16 protein-coding genes and 1 tRNA gene are annotated in these 16,189 nt (G+C 19.4%); 8 read left to right on the forward strand and 9 right to left on the reverse strand.

Features of this window, described 5'->3' with window-relative positions; genetic code table 4:
* Positions 1 to 38 precede the first annotated feature (38 nt).
* Positions 39 to 188 carry a hypothetical protein gene (locus AAGD61_RS02465; RefSeq protein WP_341764872.1) on the forward strand — a complete coding sequence of 50 codons (150 nt, stop codon included), beginning with the start codon at positions 39 to 41 and terminating at the stop codon, positions 186 to 188.
* Positions 189 to 439: 251 nt separating this feature from the next.
* A complete protein-coding gene (grxD, locus tag AAGD61_RS02470; RefSeq protein ID WP_341764873.1) occupies positions 440 to 772 on the forward strand; it encodes a Grx4 family monothiol glutaredoxin in 333 nt (110 codons plus the stop codon).
* A 26-nt stretch (positions 773 to 798) separates the two neighbouring features.
* On the opposite strand, the gene rnt is transcribed toward grxD, so the two are convergent.
* Positions 799 to 1,485: a ribonuclease T gene (gene rnt, locus AAGD61_RS02475; protein ID WP_341764874.1), complete on the reverse strand. Its 687-nt coding sequence runs from the start codon at positions 1,483 to 1,485 to the stop codon at positions 799 to 801.
* 601 nt (positions 1,486 to 2,086) lie between these two features.
* Between rnt and pdxH the strand changes: the two genes are divergently transcribed.
* The 3 genes from pdxH to AAGD61_RS02490 all read left to right on the forward strand — a co-directional run bounded on the left by pdxH (position 2,087) and on the right by AAGD61_RS02490 (position 5,039).
* Complete coding sequence (gene pdxH / locus AAGD61_RS02480; RefSeq protein ID WP_341764875.1) at positions 2,087 to 2,740, forward strand: pyridoxamine 5'-phosphate oxidase; 654 nt, start codon at positions 2,087 to 2,089, stop codon at positions 2,738 to 2,740.
* Between the two features lie 82 nt (positions 2,741 to 2,822).
* A complete protein-coding gene (tyrS, locus tag AAGD61_RS02485) occupies positions 2,823 to 4,100 on the forward strand; it encodes a tyrosine--tRNA ligase (protein ID WP_341764876.1) in 1,278 nt (425 codons plus the stop codon).
* Positions 4,101 to 4,610: 510 nt separating this feature from the next.
* Positions 4,611 to 5,039, forward strand: a complete 429-nt coding sequence (locus AAGD61_RS02490) for a universal stress protein (protein ID WP_341764877.1) — start codon at positions 4,611 to 4,613, stop codon at positions 5,037 to 5,039.
* Positions 5,040 to 5,185: 146 nt separating this feature from the next.
* Here the strand turns inward: AAGD61_RS02490 and AAGD61_RS02495 are convergent.
* Positions 5,186 to 5,270, reverse strand: a tRNA-Ser gene (locus tag AAGD61_RS02495).
* A 137-nt stretch (positions 5,271 to 5,407) separates the two neighbouring features.
* Here AAGD61_RS02495 and AAGD61_RS02500 point away from each other — a divergent pair.
* Together AAGD61_RS02500 and fabA are read left to right on the forward strand one after the other, a co-directional pair.
* The gene (locus tag AAGD61_RS02500) at positions 5,408 to 5,737 is read left to right on the forward strand and encodes a TusE/DsrC/DsvC family sulfur relay protein (RefSeq protein ID WP_341764878.1); all 330 of its coding nucleotides are present in this window, start codon (positions 5,408 to 5,410) and stop codon (positions 5,735 to 5,737) included.
* Positions 5,738 to 6,453: 716 nt separating this feature from the next.
* Positions 6,454 to 6,972: a bifunctional 3-hydroxydecanoyl-ACP dehydratase/trans-2-decenoyl-ACP isomerase gene (gene fabA, locus AAGD61_RS02505; protein ID WP_341764879.1), complete on the forward strand. Its 519-nt coding sequence runs from the start codon at positions 6,454 to 6,456 to the stop codon at positions 6,970 to 6,972.
* A 169-nt stretch (positions 6,973 to 7,141) separates the two neighbouring features.
* On the opposite strand, the gene pyrD is transcribed toward fabA, so the two are convergent.
* The 4 genes from pyrD to ftsY all read right to left on the reverse strand — a co-directional run bounded on the left by pyrD (position 7,142) and on the right by ftsY (position 12,750).
* Complete coding sequence (gene pyrD / locus AAGD61_RS02510; protein WP_341764880.1) at positions 7,142 to 8,152, reverse strand: quinone-dependent dihydroorotate dehydrogenase; 1,011 nt, start codon at positions 8,150 to 8,152, stop codon at positions 7,142 to 7,144.
* A 543-nt stretch (positions 8,153 to 8,695) separates the two neighbouring features.
* A complete protein-coding gene (locus AAGD61_RS02515; RefSeq protein WP_341764881.1) occupies positions 8,696 to 9,922 on the reverse strand; it encodes a phosphopentomutase in 1,227 nt (408 codons plus the stop codon).
* Positions 9,923 to 10,689: 767 nt separating this feature from the next.
* On the reverse strand, positions 10,690 to 11,559 hold the full coding sequence (gene rpoH, locus AAGD61_RS02520) for an RNA polymerase sigma factor RpoH (protein WP_341764882.1): 870 nt from the start codon (positions 11,557 to 11,559) through the stop codon (positions 10,690 to 10,692).
* A gap of 267 nt (positions 11,560 to 11,826) precedes the next feature.
* Positions 11,827 to 12,750: a signal recognition particle-docking protein FtsY gene (ftsY, locus tag AAGD61_RS02525; protein ID WP_341764883.1), complete on the reverse strand. Its 924-nt coding sequence runs from the start codon at positions 12,748 to 12,750 to the stop codon at positions 11,827 to 11,829.
* Between the two features lie 219 nt (positions 12,751 to 12,969).
* Here ftsY and rsmD point away from each other — a divergent pair, with 219 nt between their 5' ends.
* On the forward strand, positions 12,970 to 13,578 hold the full coding sequence (gene rsmD / locus AAGD61_RS02530; protein WP_341764884.1) for a 16S rRNA (guanine(966)-N(2))-methyltransferase RsmD: 609 nt from the start codon (positions 12,970 to 12,972) through the stop codon (positions 13,576 to 13,578).
* A 49-nt stretch (positions 13,579 to 13,627) separates the two neighbouring features.
* On the opposite strand, the gene tusA is transcribed toward rsmD, so the two are convergent.
* The 3 genes from tusA to AAGD61_RS02545 form a co-directional block, all read right to left on the reverse strand.
* The gene (tusA, locus tag AAGD61_RS02535; protein ID WP_341764885.1) at positions 13,628 to 13,873 is read right to left on the reverse strand and encodes a sulfurtransferase TusA; all 246 of its coding nucleotides are present in this window, start codon (positions 13,871 to 13,873) and stop codon (positions 13,628 to 13,630) included.
* A gap of 277 nt (positions 13,874 to 14,150) precedes the next feature.
* Complete coding sequence (locus tag AAGD61_RS02540; protein ID WP_341764886.1) at positions 14,151 to 15,032, reverse strand: NAD(P)H-hydrate dehydratase; 882 nt, start codon at positions 15,030 to 15,032, stop codon at positions 14,151 to 14,153.
* Between the two features lie 163 nt (positions 15,033 to 15,195).
* Positions 15,196 to 16,179: an NADPH:quinone reductase gene (locus tag AAGD61_RS02545; protein ID WP_341764887.1), complete on the reverse strand. Its 984-nt coding sequence runs from the start codon at positions 16,177 to 16,179 to the stop codon at positions 15,196 to 15,198.
* Positions 16,180 to 16,189: the final 10 nt, after the last annotated feature.

Genomic DNA, 16,189 nt, shown 5'->3' on the forward strand with positions numbered 1-16,189 from the left:
ATTGTTTTTTCTTAATTTATATTAATAGAGAGAATATTATGTTTAATAAAAAAATGACGTCTGTGTTATTGTCAACTGTTATTGCTGCTACAACAGTAGCTAGTATAAGTGCTCAAGCAGCTACAGTATTACAAGCAACAACTATAAACGATCATACACCTGTATCATATGTGATTTCATCTAAATAGATAAAATATATAATTACAAGTGTAAATTTTACTAATGTAATTAAAAAATTTTAATTATTTTTAATGATTTCAAAAATAATTATTTAATAAATCACATTTTATTAATAGAGATATTATAAGGATATATATCTCTATTTTATTATGTTTTTTAAAAAAATCTTTATACTAATTAATTTTATATAAAACAAAATAACAAATAAACATTATGGTTTTTTATAAAATTAAATTATTTATTTTGCATTATTAAAAAAATGATAACTATTTTAAAAATCAAAAAACAAATTAAAAATAATCCTATTTTATTATATATGAAAGGATCTCCAAAATCCCCAAGTTGTGGTTTTTCTGCAAAAGCCGCACAAACATTATGTTCTTGTGGAGAAAAATTTGCATATGTTGATGTTTTACAAAATTTAGATATCAAAAAAGAATTACCAAAATATGCAAACTGGCCAACTTTTCCTCAACTTTGGATTAATGGAGTTTTAATAGGTGGTTGCGATATTATCACGGATATGTTTATAAAAGGAGATTTACAACTTTTAATAAAAAAAACAATTAATAATTATTATAAAAATTATTAATTTATGTTCCAATATTAATTTCAATCTTAATTAAATTGAATATTGGAATTAATAGTAGTTTTATTCTTTTGATCAAAAATAGGCCATCCACCAAGTTTTTTCCATCTATTTACAATTTCACAAAATAAAAGAGCTGTACGATTTGTATCGTACAACGCACAATGAGCTTGTTTTCCATTAAACGGAATCCCAGCAGCCATACAAGCTCTAGCTAAAATTGTTTGTCCAAAAACAAGCCCACTAAGCGCTGCTGTATCAAAAGTAGCAAAAAGATGAAAAGGATTACGCTTTAAACCAGAACGATATACAGCATTCATAATAAATCCATGATCAAAATTAGCATTATGCGCAACTATAATAGCTCTATTACATTCCGTACTTTTCATTCCTTTACGTATAACTTTAAAAATTGAATACAATGCATCATGTTCACTAACAGCTTCACGCAATGGATTTTCTGGATCAATTCCAGTAAAAGCTAAAGCTGATGGTTCTAAGTTTGCTCCCTCAAATGGTTTTATATTAAAATGTATTGTATCATCAATTAATAACCAACCTTCATTATCCATTTTTAAAGTAATTGCTGCAATTTCTAATAAACCATCAGTTTTTGCATTAAAACCACCAGTTTCTACATCGATAACTACAGGATAATATCCTCTAAAACGACTAACTAAAGTATTAAAATTATTTTTTAATATCAAAGATTTCATATATAAATTACTAACTTTATTTTTTTCGATTATATTATTTTTTTTAAAAAAATTACTATAATTACTGTGTTACAATATATATAAATATAAAACATTTATAAAATTATAATATTTTTTAAAATATAAAAATAAAACATTATTAATATATTTTATAAAAAAAATAAATATATAAAAAATTATAATAAATTTATTTTTTTATATTAAATTTTATTTATATTTATTATAAATAATAACACAATTAATTTTTCTGCCAATATTAACCATTAATACATATTAATGACTTATATCTACTTAAAAAATAAAATAAATTATATAAATTTTATACAAAACAACTATTTTAGTTTTACAAAAAATATTTATGTATATTATACAAAAAAAATAAAACTTAAATATAATGCATATTAATTATATTAATACTATAATCAATATTATACAAAAAAATATGTTAAAAACTATCTTAATTATTAATTTTATAAAAATACAAATAAATTTATTCTTAAATAAATGGTTAAAAATTACATATATTTTTTTATAATATTTTTTAAACAAAATATATTATAAAAAATATTTTAAATCAAAATTACAAAAATAAAAGATTATAATGAACAAAATAAATAAAATTACTATATCAAAAATACGTAGAGAATATATTAAAAACGAACTAAAACGAAGTGATTTAACACAAAATCCATTAATATTATTTAAAAAATGGTTAACAGAAGCTTGTGAATTACAGTTAACTGATCCAACAGCAATGTGCGTTGCAACCGTAGATGAAAAAGGTCAACCTTATCAACGTATAGTTTTATTAAAACATTTAGATGAAACTGGTTTGATTTTTTATACAAATATGAATAGCCGTAAAGCTAAACATATTAAAAAAAATAACAAAATAAGTTTACATTTTACTTGGAAAAAATTAGAACGTCAAGTTAATTTTATTGGAATAGCAAAACCTCTTAAAACTATGGAAATATTTAAATATTATAAAAATAGACCAAAAAATAGTAAAATTTCAGCATGGGCATCATATCAATCATCAAAAATTTCAACAAAAACAATTTTAAAAAATAAATTTTTAGAAATAAAAGAAAAATTTAAAAATAAAGAAATCCCATTACCAAGTTTTTGAGGTGGTTTTCGTATAATATTCAATAGTGTAGAATTTTGGCAAGGAGGAAAATATAGATTACATGATCGTTTTTTATATCAACTAGAAAATAATAATTGGAAAATTGATAGATTAGCACCATAAATTTTCTATTAATTAATTTTATTTTTCTGATATAATAAACATTATTTTTTTAATATATACAAAAAATTTTAAATAAATTGTTATGTCTAAAAACATTATTAATAAATTATATGAACGTGATCTTATAGTTCAACTATCTAATAAAGATAAATTAATAAAAAGATTAAAAGAAAAACAAATATCTTTATATTGTGGATTTGATCCAACATCAGATAGTTTACATATAGGACACCTTATTCCATTACTATGTTTAAATAGATTTAAACTAAAAGGGCATAAAACAATTGTATTAATTGGTGGAGCAACAGCACTAATTGGTGATCCTAGTTTTAAAAATATTGAACGCAATATAAATCAAATAGAAATAATTCAAGAATACACATTAAAAATAAAACATCAAGTTTCAAAAATTTTAAATCATAATAATGAAAAAAAAAATACAATAATTATTAACAACTATGATTGGTTTAATAAAATAAATTTATTAACATTTTTACGAGATATTGGAAAACATTTTTCAATCAATAAAATGATAAACAAAGAATTTATTAAACAACGTTTAAATCATAATAATTTAGGAATTTCTTTTACAGAATTTTCATATAATTTATTACAAAGTTATGATTTTGCTATTTTAAATAAAAATTACGATGTTGAATTACAAATTGGTGGTTCTGATCAATGGGGTAACATAATCTCAGGAATTGATTTAACAAAACGTTTAAATAAAAAACATGTTTTTGGTATTACACATCCATTAATTATAAAAAATGATGGAACTAAATTTGGAAAAAGCGAAACAGAAACAATATGGTTAGATCCAAAAAAAACAAGTCCATATAAATTTTACCAATTTTGGATTAATATTAGCGATAATGATGTTTTTAAATTTTTAAAATTTTTCACATTCATGAAATTAAATGATATTAATGAATTAGAAAAAAATCAAAAAAACAATAAAAATTATAATGCACAATATATTTTAGCAGAAAAAATAACCAAATTAGTACATGGAGAAAATAATTTCATTTCTGCTTCTCGAATTAGTAAAAATTTATTTTCAAATAAAATTTTAAATTTAACAAAATCTGATTTTGAACAATTAGAACAAGATGGTATACCATGTATAACATTACATGAAGGCATAGATTTACAACAAGCATTGGTTGAATCAAAATTATTCAAATCAAGAAATCAAGCAAGAATTGCAATAAGTTTAAATGAAGTTAGTATAAATAGTGAAAAAAAAACAGATCCATTATATATTTTTAATAATACAGATCGTTTATTTAAACACTTTACTTTAATTAAAAAAGGAAAAAAAAATAATTTTTTAATTAAATGGATTACAAAAAATTAATATAAAAATAATTTTAATTATAAAGAATTTTATATATATTTTATTATTTTATCTAAACACATTTTTACAATTCATTATAAAATATATACAAAATTTTTTATTTACACTAGATATCAATAAAATATTTTATTGTAATTTACAATTAACAATACTACAAGAAAATTAGTTTTATATAAAATTTCATAATAAAAATATTCAAAATAATTAATTTAAAACCATAATACATTAATTTTATTAAAAATATTAATATTTAAAATAAATTACAATTTAATTATAAAAAATAATAAAATAAAAATAGAAAAATAATTTTTTTGATCAATTTTTAAAAAAAAATACATTATTTAAAAAATTATATTTTAATATATATTAATAAATAAGTTATATTATAAATATTTTCAAAAATAAAAATATTTAAAAAAATAAAAACTTTTGAATTTATTTTTAAAAATGTTAATATAATAATATTAAAAATAAAATATATTATTATTTATAATTAAATATAAAAATATTATGTACAAAACAATTCTACTTCCTATAGATATTACAGAAAAAACTTTAACAAATAAAGCAATTACTCATACAATTAATCTAGCAAAATTATCAAATTCAAAAATACATTTAATTTATGTATTACCAATTTCTTTAGCTATAACAAATACTTATACATTTGGATATTCTGAAATAAAAGATTTTACAACAAAAGAAGCAAAAAAAAATATCAAAAAAATCATTGAATCTATTAATTTCCCTCATAATAACATTAGCTATACAATTAGCTTTGGAATTCCTCGTGATGAAATTATTAATACAGCTAAAAATATTAATGCAGATATTATTATTATTGGATCACGTCATCCAAATATAACAACTCATTTATTAGGTTCAACTGCCGCAAGTATTGTTCGTTATGCAAAAACATCAGTTTTAATTATTAGATAAATATGTATTTTTTTAAAAAAAATACATTAATTAATACTAAAATAAATTTTATTTTGAAGCTTATTTTAAGTATTAATTTAAAATATTTAAAATATTATACACAAATTAATTTTGTTTTTTTAATTTAATTTTTTTAAATAAAATATCGGAGGGAGAGAGATTTGAACTCTCGGATAGTTTCCCATCTACGGTTTTCAAGACCGTTGCCTTAAACCTCTCGGCCATCCCTCCAAAATATATAAAACATTATAAATATATAGATTTTATATGTAAACTATTAATTAATTTTTCTTTTAAAAAAAATATGTTAATATTTTAAATAAAAATTAATTAATATTTTTATATATATACTTTTTTAAAAAAATAAAATGATAATTTTAAATAATAAAAAAATAAAAACAAATTCACAAGGATATTTAATTAATTATAATCAATGGTCTGAAGAATTAATTTTTCTATTAGCTAAAAAAGAAAATATTAAATTAACAAAAGAACATATAGATATAATTAAATTTATTAGATCTTTTTATATACAGTTTAAAATATCTCCAAGCATTCGTTTACTTGTGGAAGAAGCAAAAAAAAAATTTGGAAAAAAAAAAGGAACCAGTATATATTTATATTATCTTTTTCCTAATGGACCAGCAAAACAAGCAACAAAATTAGCTGGTATTCCTTATCAAGTCAAATGTATTTAATATTTATTAAATAAATATAATAAATTAATAAAAAATATATTTATATTTTTTTATAACTATATATAATTAAATAATTATTTTATAAAAAAATAATTATTTATTTTATAAAAAATACTAAAAAATACATTAAAATTTTTATTTAAAATAAATATCTACTTTTTAATAAGAAATAAAATTAAATAATATAAAAATTCAAAATTAAAATATAACATTGTAATATTATAAACAATTTATTTAAACTACATATAAAATAACTAGATAATCAAAATAATTAACTTAATTAAATAATAATAACATTATTTTAGTAATATATACACAAATTAATTTTTATATAATTTAAATTAACTAATTATAATAATATTTTTCTAAAAAACACTTAAACTAATTAAATTTTTTACTATTCAATAAAATTAATTTTTAATATTTATTAAATATAATTTAATATATAAATATAATAATAATATAAATATCAATTTATATAAAATATAAATACAAAAATAAAATAATCAAAAAAACTAAAAAATTTTTTATATATTATTCAAATAATTAAATCATTAATTAATACATATATATTAAAAAACAAAGTAATTAAATTTAATTTGTTATATAATATTTAAAATATTAAAATTATTAACAATAAAAACAATAAATTTTTATAAAATTCAAAAATAATTTATTATAAAATATTTTTATACAATAAAAGATAAAACTAAAATATGAATCATAAACGTATTTATTATACAAAAAACGATTTAATCAATTCTGGAAACGGAAAACTTTTTGGATCTAAAGGTCCACCTTTACCATCAGGATATATGTTAATGATAGATAGAATCACAAATATAACCGAAAACAGTGGATTATTTAATAAAGGTTATATTGAAGCAGAATTAGATATTAATCCAAATTTATGGTTTTTTAATTGTCATTTTATAAATGATCCTGTAATGCCTGGTTGTTTAGGACTTGATGCTATGTGGCAATTAATAGGATTTTATCTTGGCTGGCTTGGCGGTGAAGGTAAAGGTCGAGCTCTTGGTGTTGACGAAGTAAAATTTATAGGTCAAATCCTACCAACATCAAAAAAAGTTATTTATCAAATTAATTTAAAACGAATAATTAATAGAAAACTAATTATGGGTTTAGCTGATGGGAAAGTTATAGTAGATAAAAAAACTATTTATACTGCAAAAAATTTAAAAGTTGGGCTATTTACAAATACCGATGTTTTTTAAAACTTTTTAATTGTTATTTTTTTATGAAAAATATAAAATAATATCTATTACTATATTTTAATATATTATATATTTAATTTTGAAATTAAATAACATAATTAATTACAATATTGCGTTTCATGCATATTAATTATTTTAAAAAAACAATTATAAAATTTTACTATTTATTTTAAATATAGTTTACTATATCTTTAATTAATTTTGGTCCAAGATAAATAAAACTAGAATAAATTTGAATTAATGATGCACCTGCTTCTATTTTTTCACGAGCTGATATTAAAGAATCAACCCCACCTACACCTATAATTGGTATTTTACCATTAGATTCACGAAAAATAATTTTAATTATTTCTGTACTTTTAAATTGAATAGGACGTCCACTTAAACCACCTTTTTCATCACAATATTTTAAACCTTGTACTAAAGAATGATTTAAAGTTGTATTTGTAGCAATAACACCATCTAATTTATATCTTATTAAACTATCAATAAATTGAATAATTTCCTCTTCAGATAAATCAGGTGAAATTTTAACTAAAATAGGAACATTTTTTTTATATTTTAAAGATAATTTTAACTGTTCTAATTTTATATTATTTAATAAATCATCTAAAAGTGAACCATATTGTAACATACGTAATTTAGGAGTATTAGGAGATGAAATATTAACAACAATATAATCTGTATAAAAAAATATTTTATTTATTAAAAATAAATAATCATCTTTACTATATTCAATTTTAGTATCCCTATTTTTTCCTATATTAACACCAATAATTCCATTGTAAGAACAATTTTTTATATTATTAATAAGATAATCTACACCTTTATTATTAAAACCCATATTATTAATAAATGCATTAGCTTTTGTTATCCTAAATAATCTTGGTTTATTATTACCAATTTGTGGTTTTGGTGTAATAGTTCCGCACTCAATAAAACCAAAACCCATTGCGCCAAATACATCTATACATTCACCATTTTTATCTAACCCAGCTGCCAATCCTAATGGGTTTTTAAAATGTAATCCCATACAATTAACCGGTTTTGATTTAATATTTTGATAAAACATTTTTTTTAAAGGTGAAATATATAATTTATTAAGTTGTTTTAAAATAAAATTATGTACATTTTCTGGATCAAATTTGAACATTATATTAGTAATAAAATTATATAACATATTCTATAACCTAAAAAATACAATTTTAAAAAAATTAACAATAATTTTTTTAATAAAAATAAAATAACAAAACTTATATTTTTAAAAGTAAAATAAAATCAAATTATATTTTAAAAAACAATTACAATTTTATTATTATAAAATAAAAATAAATAATTTTTTTATTATTTAAAAACCTAATTTTTTATTAATTTACTTTTTATTTAAAATTTTTTAATAAAACATTATATCAAAAAGTAAATTTTTATTTATAAATATATTTAAAAATTTTTATTATTAAAAAAATTAATAAAAAATTTACATTTTAAATAAAACAAAAATATATTTTCAACCATTACATTTATTTTAATAACAAACTTTATCTTATATAAAAAAACAAAATAAAAAAGAATAAACAATATTAAATTATATTTGATATTATTTAAAAAACATTTTATTTATATTACAAAACGTTAATAAAAATAAAATAATATTTGTTTTAATATAAATATTTTATATAAAACATATTAATTATACAATAAATAAATAATAACATATAATTATCTATATAATAGAATCTCCATACTTCATAGGAGATAATCCAAAATATTTAGCAATCGTTTGGCCAATATCTGCAAATGTTTTTCTATGACCAAAAAATACTGGTTTTATTTTTTTCCCATAAATTAAAATAGGAATATATTCACGTGTATGTTCAGTACCATGCCAAGTTGGGTCACATCCATGATCAGCAGTTAAAATTAACATATCATTTTTTTTTACTAAATTTATAATCTCTGGCAAACGAAAATCAAAAAATTCTAAAGCTTCTGCATAACCAAAAACATCACGACGATGACCATAAAGTGAATCAAAATCAACAAAATTAGTAAAAACAATAGTATTATCATTTGATTCTTTTATTTCTTTTATTGTCTCATCAAATAAATTGGAAATACCAGTAGCTTTAACTTTTTTAGTTATTCCAACATTAGCATAAATATCAGCAATTTTACCTATTGAAACAACTTCACCTTTTTTTTCATCAATTATTTTTTTAAACACAGTTAATGATGGCGGCTTTACTGACAAATCATAACGATTACCAGTACGAATAAAATTATTTGCATGATTACCAATAAATGGACGAGCAATAACACGACAAATATTATAACCACATTTTATTAACTCTTCACGAATAATAAAACATAAATTATATAAATTATCCAAACCATATATATTTTCATGACAAGCAACTTGAAATACAGAATCTGTAGAAGTATAAAAAATTGGTTTTTTTGTTTTTATATGTTCTTCACCTAATTCTTTTAAAATTACAGTACCTGAAGAATGACAATTACCTAAATATCCAAACAAATTTGCTTTTTTAATTAAAATATTTAATAATTTTTGTGGAAAACTATTATTTTTATTAGAAAAATAATCCCAATCAAACAGTACTGGTACACCAGCAATTTCCCAATGACCAGATGGTGTATCTTTACCGGATGAAATAGAACTTGCATAACCATATGCTCCAATAATTTTAACATTTTGATCAAGACCAATAGGAAAAAAACCACTTGCTTCTTTTGCAGCCAAACCTAAACCAAGACTATTTAAATTTGGTAAATATAACATTTTTTTTCTTTTATTTAAGTTATTATTTAAATAAAAACATGATCTTGCAATATTACCTAAAGTATTTGAACCATTATCACCAAAACTATCTGCATCGCTAGAAGATCCAATACCTAAAGAATCCAATACTATAATAAATATACGTTTCATGTAAAAATTCCTATTAAAATTTTAACTTAATAAATATTTTTAAAATTTATATGATATCTAAAAAATAAAATAAATTTTGTATATATAAAATAATTTTAATATTTAATTATTAAAAAACTTTAAAATACATAAAATTTTTTATAAAAAAATAAATTAATCTAATTAAAATTTAAATACTATATAATATGTTATAACAAAATTTGTTTAATTAATATATTAATTAAACAAATAATATATAATACAATTATAAAATATATCAGTATAAAATTAATATTTTAATTTTTTTAATGAAACTATTTTTTTTATATTTTTATAAAAAAATAACTTTTATTAATAATATAACAAAATTATTTTTTATAAAAACCTTATAATATATAAATATATATATATATATTATAAGGTTTTTATAAAACATCCTATAATATATATTATTATTTTTTTAATAAAATTAAAAAAATTATTTTTTTTTAATTTTATTTTTTTATAAATATATATTTAATAATTTTTTACTAATATATTTATTATATAAATTTAAAAATTATATTTTTAAATATAAAATAATTATAATAATTTTATTATATTTAATATAATTAATATTAATTAAAAATATTAAAAATTATATTTTTCTTAATAAAATTAATATAAAAACAATTTATATAAAATATATTTTTTATTATTTAATAATAAATACTGAATATAAATATAAATTTTTTAAATTATTTAATTCAAAAAAAATAATACTATACTAATAGTAATTAATAATTTAACTAATTTTTATTTTTTTCAATAACTAAACGTAATTTTTTCATAGCATTTTTTTCAAGTTGACGGATTCGCTCAGCTGAAACATTATATTTATTTGCTAATTCTTGTAACGTTTTTTTATTTCCATAATCTAACCAACGAGAACGTATTATGTCTTGACTTCTTGTATCTAATAAAGCAAAAGCCTTTAACAAACATTCAGTAGCATGAGTTTCCCAATTATGATTTTCAATCATATCAGCAAAATCAGATGTTTTGTCTTGTAAATATAACATAGGCAATAATGAACCATTAAAATAATTTGATTCATCATCTTCTTTTATATCAAAAGACATATCTTGAACAGACATTCGTGATTCCATTTCACGAACATCTTTACTACTAACACCTAATTCTTTTGCAACTTTATCTACTTCTTCTTGATTAAACCAACCAAAACGTTTTTTATTTTTTCTTAAATTAAAAAATAATTTACGTTGAGATTTAGTTGTAGCTACTTTTACAATTCTCCAATTACGTAAAACATATTCATGTATTTCTGATTTTATCCAATTAATAGCAAAAGAAACTAATCTAACTCCAATTTCAGGATTAAAACGACGAACTGCTTTCATTAAACCAATATTTCCTTCTTGAATTAAATCAGCTTGCGGTAGACCATATCCCGAATAACTACGAGCAATATGAATAACAAAACGTAAATGAGATAAAATTAATTGTTTCGCTGCCTTTAAATCACCATAATAATGTAAACGTTCAGCAAAATTTTTTTCTTCATCTATAGTAAGTATTGGAAAAGTATTAGCTACTCTAACATATGCTTCAATATTCCATTGCGGTATTATAGATAACGATTTTATATCATTAAACATTAAAATCCTCTATTATAAAATATATAATATTTTTAAAATATTTTAAAAAATAAAAAATACTAATTTTAATTTTTTTTAAATCTAGATTTAATAACATCAAAAAATATTAAAAACTATTTAATTAAAAAATATTTTTATTTTTATAAAAAATCAATATTTTTGATAAAAATAATTATTTTAAATATATATTTAAAATATTATAATAATTATTATCTATATATAATAATATTAAATATCTACTAATTTTTATTAAAATTAAAAATATTTTTATATAAATAAAGCATCAATAAATTCATTTGCGTTAAATATACATAAATCTTCAATATTTTCACCAACACCTATATAACGAATTGGTATATTTATTTGTTCTGCAATTGAAAAAATTACTCCACCTTTTGCTGTACTATCAAATTTTGTTAACGTAATACCAGTTAAACCAATTGCGTCATTAAAAAATTTTGCTTGATTAATAGAATTCTGTCCAATATTTGAATCTAATGTTAACATTGTTTCATGAGGGATATGTTTATCAAATTTTTTAATTACTCGTACAATTTTTTTTAATTCTTCCATTAAAAAAAATTTATTTTGCAATCGCCCAGCAGTATCTATAATAAGCACATCAATATCTTTTGATCTAGATTGTTTAATAGCTTCAAAAATCACAGAACTAGGATCTGCACCATAATGTTGAGCTATAACAGGTATTTTATTTATATTACCAAAAATCTGCAATTGTTCAATAGCTGAAACTCTAAATGTATCACCAGCTGCTAACATTATTTTTTTTCCATCTAAATTATATCTATGTGCTAATTTAGCAATTGTTGTAGTTTTACCACTTCCATTAACCCCAACCATTAAAATAACATATGGTTTTTCATTTTTTATAACTAAAGGTTTATCTACAGATATTAAAATATTTAAAAGATCTATACGTAATTTACTATATAGTAAATCAATATTTTTCAATTCTTTAGAATTGGAATGTTTGATTAATTTATTAATAATTTTACGTGTAGTAAAAAAACCAACATCAGAAACCAATAAAAATTCTTCTAATTTATTAAATAAATCATCATCAATTTTTTTATTAGTAAATAATTTAAATAAATTATAACTGAAATTTTCACGAGTTTTTATTAATCTTTTTTTAAACCTTTCAAAAAAATTATTTTTCTTTAATTTCATTTTTTCACTAAATTTTTTATCTATAATAAATTTTTATATTTAAACTTTACATTTAAATATTAACTAATTTTATTTATTAATAAATATAACCAATTTATGATAATACATTATATTACAAAATATATAACTATTAAAATTCAAAGATTATATATTTATAATATATATTAATATATATTATAAATATATAAAACAAAAAAATACTAAATAATATAAAAATTAATGAATTTATATCCAAAAAAATATAATAAAAAATTAAAAATAGTATCATATAAACAAATTAAAATAATTAGTGGGAAATGGCGCGGACGAAAATTATTTTTTCGTAGTTATAATAATTTACGACCAACAAGAAATAAAATAAAAGAAACTTTATTCAATTGGTTAAATCCTTTTATTCAAAATAGTAATTGTCTTGATTGTTTTGCAGGAACTGGTTCTTTAGGATTTGAAGCACTTTCTCGTTTTGCAAAAAGTGTAACTTTCATTGAATTAAATAAGAACAATATAAATTTTTTATTAAAAAATAAAAAACAATTACAAGCAGATAATATAACTATTATTAACAAAGATATTCTAACGATTACAAATGAAATAAAAAATATTTTTGATATAATTTTTATTGACCCACCTTTCTACAAAGGATTAATTTACAAAAGCATACAATTTTTAGAAAAAAAACAATTTTTATCAAATAAAAGTTTAATTTACATTGAATCAGAATCTAATCTAATATTAGTAAACGTACCTATAAATTGAGAATTACGTCATGAAAAAATTTCTGGACAAGTTGCTTATCGTCTTTTTTATAGAAAACAAAATATTAAATAAACATTAAAAAAATAATAAATTTTAAACAAATTTAAAAAAAACAATATTATTACTTTTTTTTACGTAATAAATAACGATATGGCTTATTTTTTACTTTTATTAACAATAATTCATGTTTCATAAAACGACAAAAATTAGGAATATCATAAATTGTAGTACTATCATCTGAAATAATTAATAAAGTATCTCCTTTTTTTATATTACGAACTGTTTTTCGAACTAACATTACTAATTCAGGACAACGTAATCCAGATGTATCAAGTGTTTTAGTAATATCAAAATATACATTACACATAAAATATATCCTGTAATTATAATATATATAAATATTATATAATCTATATATTATATATAGTATAAAACTAATAATTTTTCGTAAATTTTTTTGATTACAAAAAAACTAATTACAAACAAAATTGCTTTTTTTAATAATTAATATTATTTTATTAATTACAATTAAATATAAAATTAACATAATCTAATAAAAAAATAAATTTTATTTTAGATTTTTTATAAATATCTTCATAAAAATTAATTAATAATATTTAAAAATAATCAAATACAAATATACTCTATCTAATAACTTTTTTATTTAATTTTTTAAAAAAATAATTTTTTGCTAGTTTATTTCTTATAATACGAGCATAATCAATAATTTCATGTGCAGTTAAACCAATCGGTCCTATTCCTTCTAATACTGCTCTGTCTGCAGCAGCCCCATGAATCCAAACACCACCACAAATTGCTTCCTGAATTGGTATTTTTTGAGCTAACAAACCACCAATAATACCTGATAATACATCGCCAGTACCAGCAGTAGATAATCCATTATTACCACTGTAATTACACCATAAATCTCCATCAGGAGATGATATTAAAGTATGATAACCTTTTAATACAACCCAACAACAATATTGTTTAGATAACATTAATATTGATTTTTTCCGATTAAATTGTATTTTTTTTACATTTGTATGTAATAAACATGCTGCTTCTTTAGGATGAGGTGTGATTATACAATTTTCATGTAATTTTATATCTGATGTTATAGAAAGAATATTAAGCGCATCTGCGTCTAATAAAATATATTTTTTTTTATCTAAAACTATCATTTTTATTAAAATTGAACTTACCGGGTTAATACCTAATCCTGGACCAACAACCAAATTTGTTAATGATATATCATTTATTATCTCATTAACAGTTCTTAAAATTAATTCCGGCATACTTTCAATTAATGAAACTGCACATTTTAATTGATTAAATCCAATAATAACTTTTCCACAACCAATTTTTAAAGCAGAACACCCTGCTAAAATTATAGCTCCTATCATTCCATAAGAACCACCGATTAAACCTAATGTTCCAAACATTCCTTTATGAGAATCTTCTAATCGTAATTTTTTTAAAAAATGATAATATTTATTAATTGAATTTAAATCAATACGTTTCATTATACTGCCATTAAAATCAAAACAATTAAATTATAAAACTAATAGATATTAATTTTAAAATTAATAAAAATTATTATATCAAAAAACATAATTTAATATTTTATTATTTTTTTTAAAATTAAATAATGTTAAATAACTATTATAAAAAATAAATTTAAACATTTTAAGGTACTAATAAACTAGATGCATACGTATTTTTAGATTCAATCATATCATGAATTTTTTTTACATCTTTAAGTGAAAAAATTTGTTCTGATGGAACTATTGCTTTAAGTTTACCACTTAATAACATATCAAACAATATTTTACTTATTTTTTTTAATTCTTTTTTATTTGAAATATAATCTCTAATAGATGGTCTTGTAACATACAAAGAACCTTTTTTATTTAAAATATCTAAATTAATATTTTTTACAAAACCTGATGCATTTCCAAAACTAACCATTAATCCTCTTTTTTTTAATGAATCTAAAGAATCAAACCATGTCGTTTTACCAAAAGAATCATATACTACACGAACTTTATTTCCTTTTGTTATTTCATTTACTCTAGATACAATATTTTCATTTTTATAATTAATAACATCCCATGCTCCAAACGATTTTGCTATTATTCTTTTATTTTCTGAACCAACAACACCTATTAATTTTGCACCAATTAATTTCGCCCATTGACAAGCAATAGAACCAACACCACCGGCTGCAGCATAAAACAAAAATTTTTCATTATATTTAATTTTATAAACTTTATTAAATAAATAATAAACTGTAATACCTTTTAAAAAACAAGCTGCAGCATCTTTAAAAGAAATATTATCTGGTAAATGTACAGCAACATTTTCTTTTACATTATGAATTTCACTATATGCTCCTAATTTTCCTTGTGCATAAACTACTCTATCACCAACTTTAAAATCAATTATATTTTTACCTTTTTTTATAACAACCCCAGCAGCTTCAATCCCAAGACCACTAGGTAAATTTGTAACAGGATATAATCCATTACGCATATAAATATCTATAAAATTAATTCCTATTACATTATTTTCTACTTGAATTTCATTATATAACGGATCATTTGGTAAATATTTTTCAATCTTTAATACTTCAGATGAACCATATTTATTAAATTTAATACGTATCGCCACAATATTCTCC

Source organism: Candidatus Providencia siddallii (assembly GCF_964026685.1).
Classification (GTDB): domain Bacteria; phylum Pseudomonadota; class Gammaproteobacteria; order Enterobacterales; family Enterobacteriaceae; genus Providencia_A; species Providencia_A siddallii_A.